General features: G+C 65.1%; 19 protein-coding genes. 4 read left to right on the forward strand and 15 right to left on the reverse strand.

From position 1 onward, the window contains the following. Positions 1-26 precede the first annotated feature (26 nt). From nuoL to CH249_RS23340, 12 genes are all read right to left on the reverse strand, one after another. The gene (nuoL, locus tag CH249_RS23285; protein WP_179273209.1) at positions 27-1,898 is read right to left on the reverse strand and encodes an NADH-quinone oxidoreductase subunit L; all 1,872 of its coding nucleotides are present in this window, start codon (positions 1,896-1,898) and stop codon (positions 27-29) included. 13 nt (positions 1,899-1,911) lie between these two features. Continuing rightward, entirely contained in the window at positions 1,912-2,211 is a 300-nt protein-coding gene (nuoK, locus tag CH249_RS23290; protein WP_032397862.1) for an NADH-quinone oxidoreductase subunit NuoK, read from the reverse strand. Continuing rightward, on the reverse strand, positions 2,208-2,969 hold the full coding sequence (locus tag CH249_RS23295) for an NADH-quinone oxidoreductase subunit J (RefSeq protein ID WP_094631745.1): 762 nt from the start codon (positions 2,967-2,969) through the stop codon (positions 2,208-2,210). The genes nuoK and CH249_RS23295 overlap by 4 nt, the downstream gene beginning before the upstream one ends. Continuing rightward, on the reverse strand, positions 2,966-3,523 hold the full coding sequence (gene nuoI / locus CH249_RS23300) for an NADH-quinone oxidoreductase subunit NuoI (protein ID WP_094682841.1): 558 nt from the start codon (positions 3,521-3,523) through the stop codon (positions 2,966-2,968). The genes CH249_RS23295 and nuoI overlap by 4 nt, the downstream gene beginning before the upstream one ends. Further along, positions 3,516-4,796 (reverse strand): NADH-quinone oxidoreductase subunit NuoH, encoded by a 1,281-nt coding sequence (gene nuoH / locus CH249_RS23305; protein ID WP_094682940.1) that lies wholly within the window; start codon positions 4,794-4,796, stop codon positions 3,516-3,518. The genes nuoI and nuoH overlap by 8 nt, the downstream gene beginning before the upstream one ends. A 26-nt stretch (positions 4,797-4,822) precedes the next feature. Then, positions 4,823-7,264 (reverse strand): NADH-quinone oxidoreductase subunit G, encoded by a 2,442-nt coding sequence (locus CH249_RS23310; RefSeq protein ID WP_094682842.1) that lies wholly within the window; start codon positions 7,262-7,264, stop codon positions 4,823-4,825. Then, positions 7,261-8,562 carry an NADH-quinone oxidoreductase subunit NuoF gene (gene nuoF, locus CH249_RS23315; protein ID WP_094631748.1) on the reverse strand — a complete coding sequence of 434 codons (1,302 nt, stop codon included), beginning with the start codon at positions 8,560-8,562 and terminating at the stop codon, positions 7,261-7,263. Before nuoF ends, CH249_RS23310 begins: the two co-directional genes overlap by 4 nt. Before the next feature lies 1 nt (position 8,563). Beyond that, positions 8,564-9,457 carry an NADH-quinone oxidoreductase subunit NuoE gene (gene nuoE, locus CH249_RS23320; RefSeq protein WP_094648071.1) on the reverse strand — a complete coding sequence of 298 codons (894 nt, stop codon included), beginning with the start codon at positions 9,455-9,457 and terminating at the stop codon, positions 8,564-8,566. Continuing rightward, complete coding sequence (gene nuoD, locus CH249_RS23325; RefSeq protein ID WP_032397857.1) at positions 9,454-10,752, reverse strand: NADH dehydrogenase (quinone) subunit D; 1,299 nt, start codon at positions 10,750-10,752, stop codon at positions 9,454-9,456. Before nuoD ends, nuoE begins: the two co-directional genes overlap by 4 nt. Beyond that, positions 10,752-11,414, reverse strand: a complete 663-nt coding sequence (locus CH249_RS23330; protein WP_094648072.1) for an NADH-quinone oxidoreductase subunit C — start codon at positions 11,412-11,414, stop codon at positions 10,752-10,754. The genes nuoD and CH249_RS23330 overlap by 1 nt, the downstream gene beginning before the upstream one ends. Then, positions 11,411-11,965 carry an NADH-quinone oxidoreductase subunit B family protein gene (locus tag CH249_RS23335; RefSeq protein ID WP_032397855.1) on the reverse strand — a complete coding sequence of 185 codons (555 nt, stop codon included), beginning with the start codon at positions 11,963-11,965 and terminating at the stop codon, positions 11,411-11,413. The genes CH249_RS23330 and CH249_RS23335 overlap by 4 nt, the downstream gene beginning before the upstream one ends. A 71-nt stretch (positions 11,966-12,036) precedes the next feature. After that, a complete protein-coding gene (locus CH249_RS23340) occupies positions 12,037-12,396 on the reverse strand; it encodes an NADH-quinone oxidoreductase subunit A (protein ID WP_032397854.1) in 360 nt (119 codons plus the stop codon). 274 nt (positions 12,397-12,670) lie between these two features. Between CH249_RS23340 and CH249_RS23345 the strand changes: the two genes are divergently transcribed. Then, the gene (locus tag CH249_RS23345) at positions 12,671-13,384 is read left to right on the forward strand and encodes an aquaporin (RefSeq protein ID WP_094631824.1); all 714 of its coding nucleotides are present in this window, start codon (positions 12,671-12,673) and stop codon (positions 13,382-13,384) included. Here the strand turns inward: CH249_RS23345 and CH249_RS23350 are convergent, their stop codons facing one another. Further along, entirely contained in the window at positions 13,385-13,834 is a 450-nt protein-coding gene (locus CH249_RS23350) for a hypothetical protein (protein WP_094648073.1), read from the reverse strand. A gap of 79 nt (positions 13,835-13,913) precedes the next feature. Continuing rightward, positions 13,914-14,558, reverse strand: coding sequence for a hypothetical protein (locus tag CH249_RS23355; RefSeq protein ID WP_143544574.1), 645 nt, complete (start codon positions 14,556-14,558; stop codon positions 13,914-13,916). Positions 14,559-14,637: 79 nt separating this feature from the next. Here CH249_RS23355 and CH249_RS23360 point away from each other — a divergent pair, with 79 nt between their 5' ends. Beyond that, positions 14,638-14,934 (forward strand): hypothetical protein, encoded by a 297-nt coding sequence (locus CH249_RS23360; protein ID WP_230597004.1) that lies wholly within the window; start codon positions 14,638-14,640, stop codon positions 14,932-14,934. Positions 14,935-14,946: 12 nt separating this feature from the next. Here CH249_RS23360 and CH249_RS23365 read toward each other — a convergent pair whose 3' ends face one another. Then, positions 14,947-15,378, reverse strand: coding sequence for a hypothetical protein (locus CH249_RS23365; protein WP_032397852.1), 432 nt, complete (start codon positions 15,376-15,378; stop codon positions 14,947-14,949). A 58-nt stretch (positions 15,379-15,436) separates the two neighbouring features. Between CH249_RS23365 and CH249_RS23370 the strand changes: the two genes are divergently transcribed. Together CH249_RS23370 and CH249_RS23375 are read left to right on the forward strand one after the other, a co-directional pair. Then, on the forward strand, positions 15,437-16,201 hold the full coding sequence (locus tag CH249_RS23370; protein WP_094631754.1) for a 2-phosphosulfolactate phosphatase: 765 nt from the start codon (positions 15,437-15,439) through the stop codon (positions 16,199-16,201). A 96-nt stretch (positions 16,202-16,297) separates the two neighbouring features. Further along, positions 16,298-17,041 carry a polyprenol monophosphomannose synthase gene (locus tag CH249_RS23375; RefSeq protein WP_032398379.1) on the forward strand — a complete coding sequence of 248 codons (744 nt, stop codon included), beginning with the start codon at positions 16,298-16,300 and terminating at the stop codon, positions 17,039-17,041. The last annotated feature ends 4 nt before the right edge of the window (positions 17,042-17,045 follow it).

The raw sequence follows: 17,045 nt of genomic DNA on the forward strand, positions 1-17,045 counted from the left end.
CACCCAGAGAACGGTCAACCAGGGAGTCACAGAGCCACCACCATCAGTACCACGAGAACGGCTCCCGCGAACATCGCCAACGCATACGACCGCACGTATCCCGTCTGCAGCCGCCGGGACCGCGTCGATGCACCACCGATCGAGCTACCCACCCCGTCCACGACGGCGTCGATACCGTTGTCGGCGTGCACCAGTGCGCGCGTGAGGGTCTGTCCCGGACGCATGAATGCCGCCTCGTTGAAGGCGTCTCCGTAGAGATCGGCACGTGCGGCTCGGGTCACGGCCGACACGTCCTCGGGTGGCGTCGACGGAACCTCACCGACGATGTACTTGCGGTAGGCGACGGTCGCGCCGACCACAACGACCACCAGGACGGCGACGGTGACGACCCAAGCCGGAATCGCGTGCTCCTCGTGAGCCGATCCCACCACGGGCTCGAGCCATGTCTCGAGGCGACCGCCCACCGCGAGAATGGCACCCGACGCCACCGAGCCGACGGCCAACACGATCATCGGAGCGGTCATCGTCGCCGACGCCTCGTGCGGGTGTGCCTGCGCGGACCAGCGTTTCGGACCGAAGAACGTCAACAGCATCACCCGAGTCATGTAGAAGGCCGTCAGGCCTGCACCGAGCAACGTCACGCAGCCGAGAATCGGGCCTGCCACTCCCCCGGCGGCGAATGCGACCTCGATGATCGGATCCTTGGCGAAGAAGCCGGAGAACGGCGGCAGTCCGATGATGGCGAGATACCCCAGGCCGAACGTGACGAACGTGATCGGCATCGCGACGCGGAGTCCGCCGAACCGTCGCATGTCGGTCTCGTCGTTCATCGCATGCATCACCGATCCCGCGCCCAGGAACAAGCCCGCTTTGAAGAAGCCGTGCGAGATCAACAGCACGATGGCGTAGGTGTACCCGGAGGGGCCGAGCCCGGCCGCGAGCACCATGTACCCGATCTGACTCATCGTCGACGCCGCGAGCGCTTTCTTGATGTCGTCCTTCGCACATCCGATGACGGCACCGAACAGCAAGGTAACCGCCCCCACGGTGACGGTGGCCGCGCGGGCGGCAGGCGACGCCTCGAACACCGGTCCCGAGCGCACGATGAGATACACCCCGGCCGTGACCATCGTGGCCGCGTGAATGAGTGCCGACACCGGTGTCGGACCCTCCATGGCATCACCGAGCCAGGACTGCAACGGCACCTGCGCCGACTTTCCACATGCCGCCAACAGCAGCATCAGCGCCATGGCGGTGGCCACGGATTCGCTCGCCCCGCCGATTCCGGCGAACACGTCGTCGTACTGCACGGAGCCGAAGTTGACGAACATGATCATCAGCGCAACCGCCAGGCCGATGTCGCCGACTCTGTTGACCACGAACGCTTTTCGGGCAGCCGACGCGGCCGACGGCTTGTGCTGCCAGAAGCCGATGAGCAGATACGACGCCAGACCGACACCCTCCCACCCCAGATAGAGACCGAGGAAGTTGTCGGCCAGAACCAGCAGCAGCATGGCTGCCAGAAACAGGTTGAGGTACGCGAAGAAGCGACGCCGCTCGGCGTCGTGACTCATGTAGCCGATGGAGTACACGTGAATGAGCGAACCGACCCCGGTGATCAGCAGGACGAAGCAGATCGACAATTGATCTGCGCGCAAGCCGAACTCGACCTGTAATTCGTCGACCGGAACCCACCGGAACAAGGTCTGGGTGAGGGCGCGGCCCGACTCGGCGCGACCGAGCATCGAGCCGAACACCACCGCGGCCACGACGAACGAGGACACTGCTGCCGCCGTCGCGACGAGGTGCCCCCAGCGGTCGGTACGCCTGCCACCGAGCAGCAGGAACGCCGCACCGAACGCAGGCAGAGCCGGAAGAAGCCACAGCATCGACATCATTTCTGCGCCCCCGTCAATTCTTCATCAGGGAGTTCTCGTCCATCGATATCGACCGACGGGATCGGAAGATGGCCATGATGATGGCCAGGCCCACCACCACCTCGGCGGCGGCGACCACCATGGTGAAGAACGCGAACAACTGGCCGTCGAGGTTGCCGTGCATGCGGGAGAAGGTGACGAACGCGAGATTGACTGCGTTGAGCATCAATTCGATGCACATGAACACGATGATGGCGTTGCGCCTGACGATGACGCCCGCCGCGCCTATCGCGAACAACAGAACGGACAGGTAGAGATAGTTCTCCGGATTCATCGTTCGTCACTCTCGACCCGCGGATCGGCGAACATGGCGTTGACGGAGGACTCGGATTCGGTTCCGTCGGGCAACAAGGCGCGGCGATCGACCCCGTTGTGCCTGGCATACACTCCCGGGCTCGGCAGCGGTGTCACCCTCGAGCCGTCGCGGAAGCGATCCTGCGCCATCTCTCGCTGACCCTTGACCGGCCCCAGAACCTCTCGGTGCGCCAGAATCATCGCTCCGATCGTGGCAGTGATCAGCAGTGCTCCGGTCAACTCGAACGCCCACACGTATTCGACGAAGATCAGCTCTGCCAGGCCCTCGACGTTTCCGGTCGAGTTGGCGGCGTCGAGACCGGCGAAGTCGAGCCGACCGGCACGGGCCGCGTCGCGCAGCAGTATCCCGATGATCAACAGTCCGAAGCCGATTCCGATGACGACGGCAGCGATGCGGTGGCCACGGAGAGTTTCGGTCAGCGACTCCGAGGTGTCGACCCCGACGAGCATCAGAACGAACAGGAACAGCATCATGACCGCGCCGGTGTAGACGACGATCTGCACGACACCGAGGAACAGCGCTCCCTGCGCCATGTAGAAGGTGGCCAGCACCACCATCGTGGCAGCGAGGAACAACGCCGAGTAGACGGCCTTGGTGCTCATCACCACCCCGAGTGCGCCGATGACGGCGACGACACCGAGGGTCCAGAACTGCACGGCCTCACCGGTGGACGTGGCATCGAGGGCGAGCTGCACCGCAGCTTCCGGTGCACTCATCGCACCGAACCACCATCGGGTTCGGCTGCGGACTCGGCTCCTGACTCGTGGCCGGTGACGGCTCCCCGGTAGTAGTCATCGGACGTAAGGCCCGGCGCCATCGCGTGCGGCGGTGCGGTCATCTGCGGTTGCAGCGGGGCCAGCAGCGCGTCCTTCTCGTAGATCAGATCGGCTCTGTTGTCACCGGCGAGTTCGTACTCGTTGGTCATCGTCAGAGCCCGTGTGGGACAGGCCTCGACACACAGTCCGCACCCGATGCACCGCAGGTAGTTGATCTGATAGACCCCGCCGTAGCGCTCGCCCGGAGAGTACCTTTCGGTCTCGGTGTTGTCGGCTCCTTCGACGTAGATGGCGTCGGCCGGGCAGGCCCACGCGCAGAGCTCGCAGCCGATGCACTTCTCGAGACCGTCGGCGTACCGATTGAGCTGATGCCGCCCGTGGTAGCGAATCTCGGTGGGCTTCTTCTCCTCCGGATACAGCTCCGTCTCGGGCTTCTTGAACATCGTGGCGAAGGTGACCCCGAAACCTGCTATGGGACCGAGAAATTCAGGCATCGGCGTTCTCCTTCGGTGACCTGGCGGCGGATGAGCGCACACCGGCGTGCCGGCTCGGGAAATTCGAGCCCTGCTCGGGAATGGGAGGTATCGGGAATCCGCCTGCCAACGCATCGAACTCGACGACAGATGCAGGAGGCGGCACGTTCCGTTCCCGTGCATGCCTGCGCACCATCAGCAGCAGCGCACCCAGCACGGCCACCGCGAAGATCATCGACACTCCGAACGTGACCACTGGTACGTCGTAGCGCTCGGCCCCGAGGACCCGAACCGTCGCGATCACCATCACCCAGACGAGGGCAACCGGAATGAGGATCTTCCAGCCGAAGTTCATGAACTGGTCGTAGCGCAGCCTCGGCAGCGTCGAACGCAGCCAGATGAACACGAACAGGAACACCCAGACCTTGAGGGTGAACCACAGCACGGGCCACCACCCCGAGTTGGCACCGCTCCACAGACTCAGCGGAATCGGAGCCCGCCAGCCGCCGAGGAACAGCGTGGTCGCCAGTGCCGACACGGTGACCATGTTGATGTACTCGGCGAGCATGAACATGGCGAAACGAAGAGACGAGTACTCGGTGTGAAACCCGCCCACCAACTCACCCTCGGCCTCGGGCAGATCGAACGGAGCGCGGTTGGTTTCGCCGACCATCGCCGTCACGTACACCAGGAACGACGGCAGCAGCAGAAACACGTACCAGGTGTCCTGTTGCGCAGCAACGATTCCGGACGTCGACATGGTACCCGCGTACAGGAAGACCGCCGCGAACGACAGGCCCATCGCGACCTCGTAGGAAATCACCTGCGCAGTCGAACGGAGCGCACCGAGCAGCGGGTACGTCGAGCCCGACGCCCACCCTGCCAACACGATCCCGTACACACCCACCGACGTGACCGCGAGGATGTACAGAACCCCGACCGGCAGGTCGGTCATCTGCAGTGGCGTCGTGGTACCGAACACCGACACCTCGGGCCCGAACGGAATCACCGCGAAGGCCATGAACGCGGGCACCACCGAAATGATGGGAGCCAGAACGTAAATCGGTTTGTCGACGCCGGTCGGAGTGATCCCCTCCTTCAGCGCCAGCTTGATCCCGTCCATCAACGACTGCAACAGGCCCCACGGCCCCACCCGGTTGGGACCGACCCGCATCTGCATCCACGCCATGATCTTCCGTTCGGCGTAGATCGCCACCAGCGGCGTGAGCACCAGGAACACGAAGACCGCCAAGGCCTTCCCGACAACCAACCACCACGGGTCGTTGCCGAACATCGACAGATCGGTCGGCGCGGCCACGATCACGACTGCTCACCCTCTGGTCGTTCCACAGAACCCCGACCGATGCGAACCACCGCGCCCGACTGCACACCGAGCGACCGGTACACCGCCGAACCGGACGAGTTCAGCGGCAGCCAGACCACGGTGTCGGGCAGGTCGGTGATCGTCAGCGGCAACGTGATCGAGCCCCGGTCCGTCGCGACGCTCACCGGGTCACCGGTCTCCGCTCCGATGGCCGAGGCCCTCGCCGCCGACAACCGAACGGTGGGCGGGCGACCGGTCGCGGCGAGATTGTCCTCACCGTCCTGCATCCGTCCCGCATCGAGGAGCATCCGCCACGTGGCCAGAATCGCCTCCCCGGGCCCGAGGGTCGGAACGTCCGCGCGGGACGCGATCCGGGCCACCGGGATGCGCGGGCCGTTCCACACACCGAGGCGAGTCAACTGAGCGCGTGCCGCCGCCGCGTCGGGCACGGCCAGTTCGACGCCCATCTGTGCGGCGATCGCATCGAGGACGCGTTGGTCCGGCATCAGTGCACCGGCACCGAGCGCAGTGTCGAACGCGCGCGGTCGTCCTTCCCAGTCGACGAAGGTTCCCGGCTTGTCGACCACCGGCGCCACCGGGAACACCACGTCGGCCCGCTCGGTGACCGCACTGCGGCGTAGCTCCAGGCTCACCACGAACGCCGATCGGTCCAGTGCATCGAGTGCACCCGCAGGGTCCGGTAGATCGTCGAGATCGATTCCGGCAGTGACCAGGACACGACTCGGTCCGGCGTCGGCCAGGATCGCCGCGGTGTCGCGGCCCACCTCCGCCGGCAACCCGGACACACCCCACACCGCGGCAACCTCGGCGCGCGCAGCCGCATCGGCCACAGGACGACCGCCGGGCAAGACGTTCGGCAGCGCCCCGGCGTCGAGGGCACCGCGTTCTCCAGCACGTCGCGGAATCCAGGCCAGGCGCGCCCCGGTGTCGTCCGCCAGTTTCGAAGCCGCCGACAGACCGCCGGGCACGCAGCCGAGCCGCTCGCCTACGAGCACGATCGCACCGGGCTCGCGAAGGAGGTGCGCAATGGATTCGGTCCCACGATCGCCGACGTGCAACGCATCGAGCCACGCCGGCTCGTCACCGGGAATCGACTGCAGCAGAACGCCGTCGAGCTTTCGTAGACCTCGGGTGGAGAACGGCGCGATCGACGCCACCACCACTGCGCTCGTGCGGTGCGCCTTGCGAAGCCTCAGGAACACCAGCGGCGATTCTTCCTCGGGCTCGAAGCCGACCAGCAACACCACCGGGGCCTGCTCGAGGTCGGTGTAGGTGACCCCCAACCCGGTCGCTGCAATTCGGCCGGCCAGGAAGTCGGCTTCTTCGGTGCTGTGGCTGCGATTGCGGAAGTCGACGTCGTTGGTGTGCAGCACTGTTCGAGCAAACTTGGCGTACGCGTAGGCGTCTTCGAGGGTCGACCTTCCGCCGATCAACACCGCCGCCCGGCCGACCGATGCGGCCAGCCCCGACGCCGCGGCGGCCAGCGCAGCCGACCACGACGTCTCGATCAACTCCCCTGATCCGTCCCGGATCATCGGCGCGGTGATGCGATCGGGTTCGGTGGCGTACTTGAACGCCCACCGTCCTTTGTCACAGTTCCATTCCTCGTTGACCTGCGGGTCGTCACCTGCCAGCCGGCGAAGGACCTTGCCGCGCCGATGGTCGGTTCGTTGAGCACAGCCGCCTGCGCAGTGCTCGCACACGCTCGGTGACGAGGTGAGATCGTAGGGACGCGCCCGGAACCGATATTCGGTGTTGGTCAGCGCACCCACCGGACAGATCTGGACGGTGTTGCCCGAGAAGTAGGAGTCGAACGGCTCGTTACCGAAGATCCCGACCTGTTGAATCGCACCGCGCTCGAGCAGGTCGATGGACGGGTCGCCGGCCACTTGTGCCGCGAACCGAGTGCAGCGCGCGCACAGGACGCACCGTTCCCGGTCCAGCAGGACCTCCGCCGACAGCGGAATCGGTTTGGGGTACGTGCGTTTGGTCTCGACGAATCTGGACTCTGCTCGACCCGCCGCCATCGCCTGGTTCTGCAGCGGGCACTCGCCGCCCTTGTCGCACACCGGGCAGTCCAGCGGATGATTGATCAGCAGCAGTTCCATGACGCCTCGCTGCGCCTTCTCCGCCGACTCCGATGTCACCTGAGTGCGCACGACCATGCCCTCGGCCACCGTGGTCGTGCAGGACGCCAACGGCTTGCGCTGCCCCTCGACGTCGACCAGACATTGACGGCACGCCCCCACCGGATCGAGCAGCGGGTGATCGCAGAAGCGCGGGATCTGCACACCCATCAGCTCGGCGGCGCGAATCACCAACGTGCCCTTGGGAACGCTGATCTGGTGGTCGTCGATGGTCAGTGTCACCATCTCCACGTGGGTCACCGCGGAACGACCATGTGCAGCTGCGGTCATGACGTCAGCTCCTCTGCCATCAGAGTCGATCGGTGTGGATCGAAGGGACATCCCTGTTCGGTGACATGTCGGATGTATTCCTCGCGGAAGTACTTCAGCGAGGACACGATGGGGCTCGCAGCTCCGTCTCCCAACGCGCAGAACGACTTTCCGGCGATGCCGTCAGCGATGTCGAGCAGTGTCGTCAGGTCCGCTTCGGTGCCGGTTCCACTGTCGAGGCGGCGCAGTATCTGCACCAGCCAATAGGTTCCTTCTCTGCACGGCGTGCATTTGCCGCAGGATTCGTGTGCGTAGAACTCCGTCCAGCGCAGTACCGCTCGCACCACGCACGTCGTGTCGTCGAAGATCTGCAATGCCTTGGTACCCAACATCGATCCGGCGGCGCCGACGCCTTCGTAGTCGAGTGGCACGTCGAGGTGGTCGCCGGTGAACATCGGTGTCGACGAACCTCCCGGTGTCCAGAATTTCAACTCGTGACCTGGCCGGATGCCGCCCGCGTAGTCCAGCAGTTCCCGCAGGGTGATACCCAGCGGAGCCTCGTACTGGCCGGGACGACACACGTGACCGGAGATCGAGTAGAGGGTGAATCCGGGTGACTTCTCGCTGCCCATCGACCGGAACCACTCGATTCCGTTGCGCAGGATCACCGGAACGCTGGCTATCGATTCGACATTGTTGACCACCGTCGGGCGTGCGTACAGGCCTGCGACCGCGGGGAACGGTGGACGCAGCCGGGGTTGTCCGCGCCGACCCTCCAACGAGTCGAGCAGAGCCGTCTCCTCGCCGCAGATGTACGCGCCTGCACCGGCATGGATCACCAGCTCGAGCTCGAATCCCGTTCCGAGAACGTCCTTGCCCAGGTAGCCGGCCGCGTATGCCTCGGCGACCGCGGCATGCAGTCTGCGCAACACCGGTACCACTTCGCCGCGGACGTACACGAATGCATGCGATGCCCGAATGGCGTACGCCGCGATGATGATTCCTTCGATCAGCGTGTGCGGGCTCGCCATCAGCAGCGGCATGTCCTTGCAGGTGCCCGGCTCCGATTCGTCGGCGTTGACCACGAGGTAGTGAACTTTCCCGTCACCCTGTGGAATGAAGCTCCACTTCGTTCCGGTCGGGAATCCCGCACCGCCACGGCCGCGCAGACCGGATTCCTTGACCAAGGCGATGAGATCGTCGGGGTCCATGGACAGGGCTTTCTCCAGCCCTCGATATCCGTCGTGACTGCGGTAGGTGTCGAGGGTCCACGAGTTCTTCTCGTCCCAGAATTCGCTCAGCACCGGCGTCAGGGCCATGTCACTTCCCCTTCGTCGACGAATCGGTTTCGGTGGTGTTCGGCTGCGGTGGAACGGTCGCCGACGGAGCCGGAGCGGGTTTCTCGCGCACGGTCTCCGCCACGGCTTCGGCACCGAGATCGGGATGATCGTCCGGCGAGCCGGCGGCCGCCCGGGGAGCCGACATCGAGTGCTCTCGGGCGTACCGGAGGCCGGCGAGGGTGGCTTCGCCTGCGCTGCCGGAGGATTCGAGTGCCCCGGGCCGGTCGTCGGCGAACCCGGCGAGAATTCGCTCGGTCTCGCGGAACGTGCACAGCGGCGCGCCGCGAGTCGGGGTCACCTGCTCACCGGAGCGAAGCGCGTCGACCAGTTCCCGCGCCGACGCCGGAGTTCTGTTGTCGAAGAATTCCCAGTTGACCATCATCACCGGCGCGAAGTCGCACGCGGCATTGCACTCGATGTGCTCGAGGGTGATGGCACCGTCGGCCGTGGTCCCGCCGTGATCGATGTCGAGGTGGTCCCGCAGGGCGTCCATGATGGCGTCGCCGCCCATGACGGCACACAGGGTGTTGGTGCACACTCCGACGCGATAGTTGCCGGTGGGCTCGCGGCGATACATCGAGTAGAACGTCGCGACCGCGGTCACCTCTGCTCCGGTGAGATCGAGTACGTCCGAGCAGAATTCGATTCCGGCCGGCGTGAGGTATCCGTCCTCGGATTGCACCAGGTGCAGCAACGGCAGCAACGCGGATCGGGTCTGAGGATAGCGGGCGAGGACGATGTCGGCGTCGGCGCGCAGGCGGGCCAGGACGTCGTCGGGATAGGATTCGCGTGCGTCGGGGCCGACCAGTTGTACGGCTTCCTCGGGGCGGGCTCCGAGTTGGACGAGTACCGGCTCCGAGCGTGGCGTGGTCATCGGTCCACCCCGCCCATCACCGGGTCGATACTGGCCACGGCAGCGATGACGTCGGAGATCATGCCGCCCTCGCACATCGCGGCAACCGCCTGCAGGTTGGTGAACGAGGGGTCTCTGAAATGCACTCGGTACGGCCGAGTGCCGCCGTCGCTGACGATGTGCACGCCCAGTTCGCCTCGCGGCGATTCCACGGTGGACAGCACTTGGCCCGCCGGCACTCGCATTCCCTCGGTCACCAGTTTGAAGTGGTGGATCAACGACTCCATCGAGGTGTCCATGATGGTGCGCACGTGGTCCTGAGAATTGCCGAGACCGTCGGGTCCGGAGACCAGTTCTGCCGGCCAGGCGATCTTCTTGTCGTCGATGACCACCGGTCCGGGTCGCAGCCGATCGAGAGTCTGCTCGACGATCTTGAGCGATTCCTTCATCTCTTCCACGCGAATCAGATAGCGCCCGTAGCAGTCGCATCCGGTGTCGGTGACGACATCGAACTCGTAGTTCTCGTACCCGCAGTAGGGATCGGACCGGCGCAGATCGTAGGGAAGCCCGGTCGAGCGAAGCACCGGACCGGTGACGCCGAGGGCCATGCACCCCGTCAGGTCCAGGTAGCCGACGTTCTCGGTTCTGGCCTTCCAGATCGGGTTGTCGTTGAGCATGAGTTCGAGGTCGCGTAGACGGCCGGGAAGAACCCGCAGTAGCTCGCGGACCTTGGCGATCGCATCGGCGGGCAGATCCTGAGACAAGCCCCCGGGACGGATGTAGGCGTGGTTCATCCGAAGTCCGGTGATGGCCTCGAAGACGTCGAGTATCAGTTCGCGTTCCCGGAAGCCGAACAGCATCGCCGTCACGGCACCCAATTCCATTCCGCCCGTGGCCAACGCCACGAGGTGCGAGGAAATCCGATTGAGCTCCATCAGCATCACCCGGACCACCGTCGCGCGCTCGGGAATGTCGTCGGTGATGTCGAGTAGCTTCTCCACCCCGAGGCAGTACGCGGTCTCGTTGAAGAAGGGCGAGAGATAGTCCATCCGAGTGACGAACGTGACGCCCTGGGTCCAGTTACGATACTCGAGGTTCTTCTCGATACCGGTGTGCAGGTAGCCGATTCCGCACCGGGCCTCGGTGACGGTCTCGCCTTCGATCTCGAGTATCAACCGCAGCACACCATGGGTGGACGGGTGTTGCGGACCCATGTTGACCACGATGCGTTCCGTGGTCGACCCGCGGGCCAGCTCGACCACGTCGTCCCAGTCCTGACCCGACACCGCATAGATGGTTTCGTCCGTTGCGCTCATCAGTTGTACGACCTGCGCTCGTTGGGAGGCGCAACCCGAGCGCCCTTGTACTCGATGGGAATTCCGCCCAGGGGATAGTCCTTGCGTTGGGGGTGGCCGACCCAATCGTCGGGCATCTCGATCCGCGTCAGGGCGGGATGACCGTCGAAGACGATGCCGAAGAAGTCGTAGACCTCGCGTTCGTGCCAATCGTTGGTCGGATACACCGCGCAGAGCGAGGGCGTGTGCGGATCTGCATCGGGCACAGCCACTTCGAGTCGCACACGGCGTCCGTGGGTGATGGAGACCAGATGGTAGACCACGCGCAATTCCCGGCCGACATGATCCGGGTAGTGCACGCCCGATGCCCCCGTGCACAATTCGAATCTCAGTTCCCCGTCGTCACGGAGAGCACGGGCGACAGCGGGTACGTGCTCCCGCGAGAGATGCAACGTCAGTTCGTCGCGGAAGATCACCACACGTTCGACGGCGTCCTCGAACGGTACGGCTGCGTCCCCGGAGTCGAGAACAGCGGCCAAGCGATCGACCAGGGCGTCGAAGTAGCTGCCGTAGGGTCGGAGCGCGGTATCGACCGACGCCACCGGCGGCTGCAACCGGCCGTAGCCGGACGTGTCGCCGCTCCCCCGGACACCGAACATCCCGCGGGCTCCGTGCGTCGTCATCGCAGCAGCCCCTTCAAGTCGATGGTCGGGGTGGACGCCAACGCTGCAGCCTCGGCGGCCGCGCGCACCTGCTCGCGGTTGACACCGAGCGGCATTTCCTGAATCTTCTTGTGCAGCTCCAGGATTGCGTTGAGCAGCATCTCGGGCCGGGGCGGGCAACCGGGCAGGTAGATGTCGACGGGGACGATATGATCGACACCCTGAACCACCGCGTAGTTGTTGAACATTCCGCCCGAGGACGCGCAGACACCCATGGCGAGGACCCATTTCGGCTCCGCCATCTGGTCGTACACCTGCCGCAGTACGGGCCCCATCTTCTGGCTGACACGCCCCGCCACGATCATCAGGTCCGCTTGACGCGGAGACGCACGGAACGCTTCCATGCCGAATCGCGCGAGATCGAACCGACCGGAGGTGGTGGCCATCATCTCGATCGCACAGCACGCGAGACCGAAGGTCGCGGGCCACAACGAACCCTTACGGGCGTAGCCCGCCAACCCCTCGACGGTGGTCAGCAGAAATCCGCTGGGTAGCTTCTCTTCGAGTCCCATCGATCACGCTCTTTCGCATCCGCTTGAGGTGAGAACAGTGCATCGTGCCGCCGCCGATCAGCGTTCGGGCGTCAGTCCCATCCGAGTCCGCCTCGCCGCCACTCGTAGACGTAGGCCACCGACACGTTGACGACGAACAGTGCCATGGCAACCAGTCCGAAAGCGCCCAGGACGTCGAGGTGCACGGCCCACGGATAGAGGAAGACGATCTCGATGTCGAAAATGATGAACAGCATCGCGGTCAGGTAGAACTTCACCGGAAATCGTTGGCCCGTAGGCGCATGCATCGTGGGCTCGATGCCGCACTCGTACGCGTCGAACTTCGCTCGGTTGTACCGCGCCGGACCCACCATGGTTCCGACCATCACCGAGAACACCGCGAACACGACCGCAATGGCACCGAGAACGAGGATCGGAACGTAGGCGTTCATCCCGGCATCTGCTCCCTCGATCGACTACCGCGCCGGCGCGGAGTAAATGCGACGGCCGTACCAATGTGACCTGAAACACACGATATGGGTTCGGTGTCGATCTCGCGGGATTTCGAGGACTCCAGTTTCGTAATCCGTTGACACGCATGGGGCACCCGATCTCGACAGTGTGACTCAGATCACTACCCGGCCCCATGCGATCCGGTCGGACGTCAACGACAAACCTCCCGACGATCCCGGCCGAACGAGGCCGCGGCATGAAACAGGAGGAATGATGAAATCGATTTCCGTCTCGGCACTCGCCGCCGAGGGATTGGGAACTGCCCTGCTCGTGATCTTCGGAGTCGGCACCGCCGTCATCGCGGGCGACACTGTCGGCACCCCGGGCATCGCCCTGGCGTTCGGGCTCACACTGCTCGCCCTCGTCTACGCGATCGGGCCTGTCTCGGGATGCCACATCAACCCGGCCGTGACGATCGGAGCCCTGATAGCTCGCGCCATCACCCCGGTCAAAGCTGCGTTCTACATCGCTGCGCAGGCCGTGGGTGCAGTGATCGGCGCGCTGATCGTACTGTTCGTGGCGTCCGGCCGCCCCGGATACGACATGTCGTCGGACGGTCTGGGCACCAACGGTTTCGGCAGCTCGTCACCCGGAGGATACGGGCTGGCGTCGGTGGCGGTGTTCGAGACGATCGCGACCGGCCTGCTCGTCCTGGTCGTACTGGCCACGACCGCTCCCACCGTTCACCCCGTCGTGGCGGCCGGCATCCCGATCGGCCTCACCCTGACCGTGGTTCACCTGCTGGGCATCGGCATCGACTCGACCTCGGTCAACCCTGCTCGGTCCCTCGGCCCGGCCCTCGTCTCCGGCGGACCGGCCCTGTCACAGCTGTGGGTGTTCGTGGTGTTCCCGTTGCTCGGAGCAGTCATCGCCGGTTCGATCCACCGGTTCGTGCTGACGGTCCCCGCATCGGAGAAGACGGTCTGACTACCGCGGTCGAGAGACCCGGGCACCGACGCGTGCCGAGCGCTGCCCCAGCAGATCGACCACCGCACGCCCGAGCCGAATCGGATCCAACGGGTGCGGTACTGCAGCCTCGGCGCGCGACCATTCGGCCAACCACGCGTCGTCCGGACGTCCGATGAGCACCAACACCGGTGGGCAATCGACGATCTCGTCCTTCAGCTGCTTCGCCAGACCCAGACCGCCGACGGGTGAGGACTCGCCGTCGAGAATCGCCAACGCGACACCGCCTGCATCCATGTGCTCGATGACTACGGCAGCCGTGGCGATGTCGACGTACTCGATGTCACCGAGTGCGGGATCCGGTCGAGTTCCCACCGCAGACTGCACCTGGGCACGGGTGGCGGCATTGCTGCTGTACACGAGCACGCGCAGACGACCGGATGAACTCTCTCCCACTGTGGCGTCGGACACACCGCGATGCTACCGCGCTGTCCCCGCGAATCAGCCCGAAACAGCTACGGCCGACATGCATTCGACGCTGCGAGTCCGGTCAGGACTCGACGGTGACGATCACCGCGGTAGGTTCTTCGGTGGTCGTCACCGTGAACTCGGGTCGATCGGCCGCAACACCGACGAAGGCCTGCGAGATTCCGCCGGGATCGGCCAGAAAATCGACCGAGGCAACAGCGGAACCCCCATGTCCTCGGACACGTTCGGGCCCGGTATACGGAGAGAACGTGCCGTCGGAGTCCGTCGATGTACCGGACAGATCCACCTGCAACACCGATCTTCCCGGCACGGCCAGCGGTTCACTCGTGGCGTAGCGGACGGCTTCGTCGACATACCGCACCGTGTAGGAGACAGGGCCGTTGCCCGCCAACCGGAATTCGACAGTCGACGACCCCTCGAACACCACGTCGGTGACACCGACCGGCGATGCGCTCGGGAACCGCGCGCCATCGAGGCTCGGGGGTAGCTCTATCACCACGGGCGGCGGCGCTTCGACGGTCGGCGCGGGATCGGTCACGGGATCACCGACCACCAACGATCCCGTGACCGTCACGTAGTTCGTGCCGGCCGAGACCTCGTCGACCGGGCCGCTGCCGTCCTCGCCGGCACAGCCCGCGAGAAGACCGAGCGCCAGCGATCCGACGACCCAGAGCGCGAGTGGAGACCTGCGGTGGCCGTCGTACATCGCCATACCGTACTGAAGAAACCGATCGGTTCGGTAGTGCTGTCCCGACGCAAATCGGTCACGATTGCACCGTCCTGCGATGCTGCTAGCGTCGGAGGGTATGGAGCCCAAGAGCTATTCGTCCGGTGAGCGTGTGTTCGGTCCGCCCAACGGGACTTTCGACGCGGACTGGGCTGCCACCGCACTGCGCTCGAACCGCCCCGAGTTGGACCATCCCACATCGGTGCGCTTGGTGGAACGGGCCTGGGAGCTACTCCGAACGCAGGGCCTGCGCGGAGAACCGCTGGCAGCTGCACTGGACCTCGAGCCCGGTCTCGCAACTGCGGTGTCCGCCGTCGCCACCGAGACCGCCGAGCTGTACCTGGACCCTCGGTAGTTTCCGAGTCTCTCAGCGCGCACCGAACTGCTCGACGGCGAAGCCGGCCACGAGCACCGCTGTTCCTCCGATTTCGCCGACGATCAACGACACCATGAACAGATGCGTCCCCGGGACGGGATCGACGAACTGGTTCTCGGTGTCCCGACGAAACCCGTGCACGGTGTAGCTCACGACGGCAGCGACAAAGAACAACAGCACCACCGATGCGGCGATCAGATCCACCGGCACCGACCACGCGCTGAACTGCGCCAGCACAGCGAGTACCAGAGCGGCGAACGAGTACATCAACGCTGCCCGATGGGCGATGTCGACGTACCGGTGGGCAGTGCCGTCCGGAGACGTCGACATCTGGTGGTACTTGACGACACCCAACCCCAGTGCCCACAGCAGCAGCAGACCGGCCACGAGGACGATCACCTTGGTGTCCAGTTCCAACTGCATGTTTCTCCCCCACTAGATCCCGCGCCGAAGGTATCACCGGACTTGCTACCTTTCGGCAATGCCGGCCGACCCCGAACTGTCCCAGAACGCGTACGGACTCCGCTTCGACTGGGGTCTGCGCGGTGCCGATGCCTGTGTCGACGGCGCCGACATCGCCGTCGTCGTGGATGTCCTGTCGTTCACGACCACTCTCACGGTCGCTGTGGACGCGGGTATCGACGTCATCCCCAGTCGGTGGCGCGACGACCGGGCCACCGAGTTGGCCGAGCAGTTCGACGCGGCCCTCGCCGTGGGGCGGTCGGCCGCCTCACCGGGCCGGATCAGCTTGTGCCCGGCCACCGTACGGGCCGCGCCGGCACCGGCTCGGCTGGTGTTGCCGTCACCGAACGGGTCCACCATTGCCCACGATCTCGCGAGCACGGCCCCGCTGTGTGTGGGAGCGTCGCTGAGAAACGCGTCCGCAGTGGGGCAGTGGATACGGGCCGGAAACAGCAGTGCGGTGACAGCGGTCATAGCGGCCGGAGAACGATGGCCGGACGGATCGCTCCGCCCCGCCGTCGAGGACCTGTGGGGGGCCGGTGCAGTCATCGCCGCCCTGCTCGACGCCGGAGCACCCGATGCCTCCCCCGAGGCGAGAACAGCCGCTGCCGCGTGGCGAGCCGTCATGCACGACGTAGGCTCCGAGCTGCGGCAATGCGCCTCGGGTCGCGAATTGGCCGGGATGAGACACCCGGAAGACGTCGACATCGCAGCCGAGGTCGATTCGAGTTCCTGCGTTCCGATTCTGCGCGACGGAGTATTCGTCGACGCGGCTCGGTCGTGAGTCGACGGGCGATCGACACGACCCACGATGCCGACCCGACACGGCCGATCGTGTCCGATATTTGGATCGGACACCCGAATCACGGATCATACGGTGGTGAGTACGGAACGAGTCGCCCCCAAGACCACCGTCGTTGTACCGACGTACAACGAACGTGAGAACCTCCCCAAGCTCGTCGAGCTGCTGGCCGGGTTACAGGTGGAAGGGCTCGGTGTGTTGGTGGTCGACGACAATTCGCCGGACGGCACCGGCGAGGTCGCCGACAAATTGGCCATCGACGGACCCATCGACGTCAGCGTTCTGCACCGCACCGAGAAGAACGGGCTCGGCCGCGCATACGTCGCAGGCATGACGAGAGCGCTCGACGAAGGTGCGGACATCGTCATTCAGATGGACGCCGATCTCTCGCACCCCACCGAGGTGATTCCGGCGATGATCGACAAACTCAACACCAGCGACGCGGCCGTGGTGCTCGGATCGCGATACGTACCGGGCGGAGCGGTCGCTGCCGATTGGCCCTGGCATCGCAAGGCCCTGTCCGCATGGGCGAATTTCTACGTGAACACGATCCTGCGCCTCGGAGTCAAGGATGCGACCGCGGGATTCAAGGCGTGGCACGCGCGCACCCTGCGCACCATCGATGTCGCCTCGGTCGAGAGCAACGGGTACGCGTTCCAGGTGGAGATGAACTATCGAACCGTCAAACACGGCCTCACTCTCGCCGAAGTGCCGATCACGTTCGAGGAGCGCAGCGAGGGCGAATCCAAGATGAGCCTGTCGGTGCAGCTCGAGTCGGCATTGGTGCCCTGGAAGTTGTTGCTGGGCAAGAAGAAACTCTGACCCC

The sequence above is a fragment of the Rhodococcus sp. 05-2255-3B1 genome (assembly GCF_002258545.1).
Lineage (GTDB): Bacteria > Actinomycetota > Actinomycetes > Mycobacteriales > Mycobacteriaceae > Rhodococcoides.

What these genes read in the sequence shown, in the direction of transcription:
- CH249_RS23340 (WP_032397854.1), bottom strand. Translation starts at nt 12,396, where the DNA reads ATGAACGCCTACGTTCCGATCCTCGTTCTCGGTGCCATTGCGGTCGTG.
- nuoF (WP_094631748.1), bottom strand. Translation starts at nt 8,562, where the DNA reads ATGGCCCTGACGCCGGTGCTGAGCGAATTCTGGGACGAGAAGAACTCG.
- CH249_RS23370 (WP_094631754.1), top strand. Translation starts at nt 15,437, where the DNA reads ATGCCGGCCGACCCCGAACTGTCCCAGAACGCGTACGGACTCCGCTTC.
- CH249_RS23330 (WP_094648072.1), bottom strand. Translation starts at nt 11,414, where the DNA reads ATGACGACGCACGGAGCCCGCGGGATGTTCGGTGTCCGGGGGAGCGGC.
- CH249_RS23345 (WP_094631824.1), top strand. Translation starts at nt 12,671, where the DNA reads ATGAAATCGATTTCCGTCTCGGCACTCGCCGCCGAGGGATTGGGAACT.
- nuoI (WP_094682841.1), bottom strand. Translation starts at nt 3,523, where the DNA reads ATGCCTGAATTTCTCGGTCCCATAGCAGGTTTCGGGGTCACCTTCGCC.
- CH249_RS23310 (WP_094682842.1), bottom strand. Translation starts at nt 7,264, where the DNA reads ATGACCGCAGCTGCACATGGTCGTTCCGCGGTGACCCACGTGGAGATG.
- CH249_RS23335 (WP_032397855.1), bottom strand. Translation starts at nt 11,965, where the DNA reads ATGGGACTCGAAGAGAAGCTACCCAGCGGATTTCTGCTGACCACCGTC.
- nuoH (WP_094682940.1), bottom strand. Translation starts at nt 4,796, where the DNA reads ATGTTCGGCAACGACCCGTGGTGGTTGGTTGTCGGGAAGGCCTTGGCG.
- nuoL (WP_179273209.1), bottom strand. Translation starts at nt 1,898, where the DNA reads ATGATGTCGATGCTGTGGCTTCTTCCGGCTCTGCCTGCGTTCGGTGCG.
- nuoK (WP_032397862.1), bottom strand. Translation starts at nt 2,211, where the DNA reads ATGAATCCGGAGAACTATCTCTACCTGTCCGTTCTGTTGTTCGCGATA.
- CH249_RS23295 (WP_094631745.1), bottom strand. Translation starts at nt 2,969, where the DNA reads ATGAGTGCACCGGAAGCTGCGGTGCAGCTCGCCCTCGATGCCACGTCC.
- nuoE (WP_094648071.1), bottom strand. Translation starts at nt 9,457, where the DNA reads ATGACCACGCCACGCTCGGAGCCGGTACTCGTCCAACTCGGAGCCCGC.
- CH249_RS23360 (WP_230597004.1), top strand. Translation starts at nt 14,638, where the DNA reads ATGCTGCTAGCGTCGGAGGGTATGGAGCCCAAGAGCTATTCGTCCGGT.
- nuoD (WP_032397857.1), bottom strand. Translation starts at nt 10,752, where the DNA reads ATGAGCGCAACGGACGAAACCATCTATGCGGTGTCGGGTCAGGACTGG.
- CH249_RS23365 (WP_032397852.1), bottom strand. Translation starts at nt 15,378, where the DNA reads ATGCAGTTGGAACTGGACACCAAGGTGATCGTCCTCGTGGCCGGTCTG.
- CH249_RS23355 (WP_143544574.1), bottom strand. Translation starts at nt 14,558, where the DNA reads ATGTACGACGGCCACCGCAGGTCTCCACTCGCGCTCTGGGTCGTCGGA.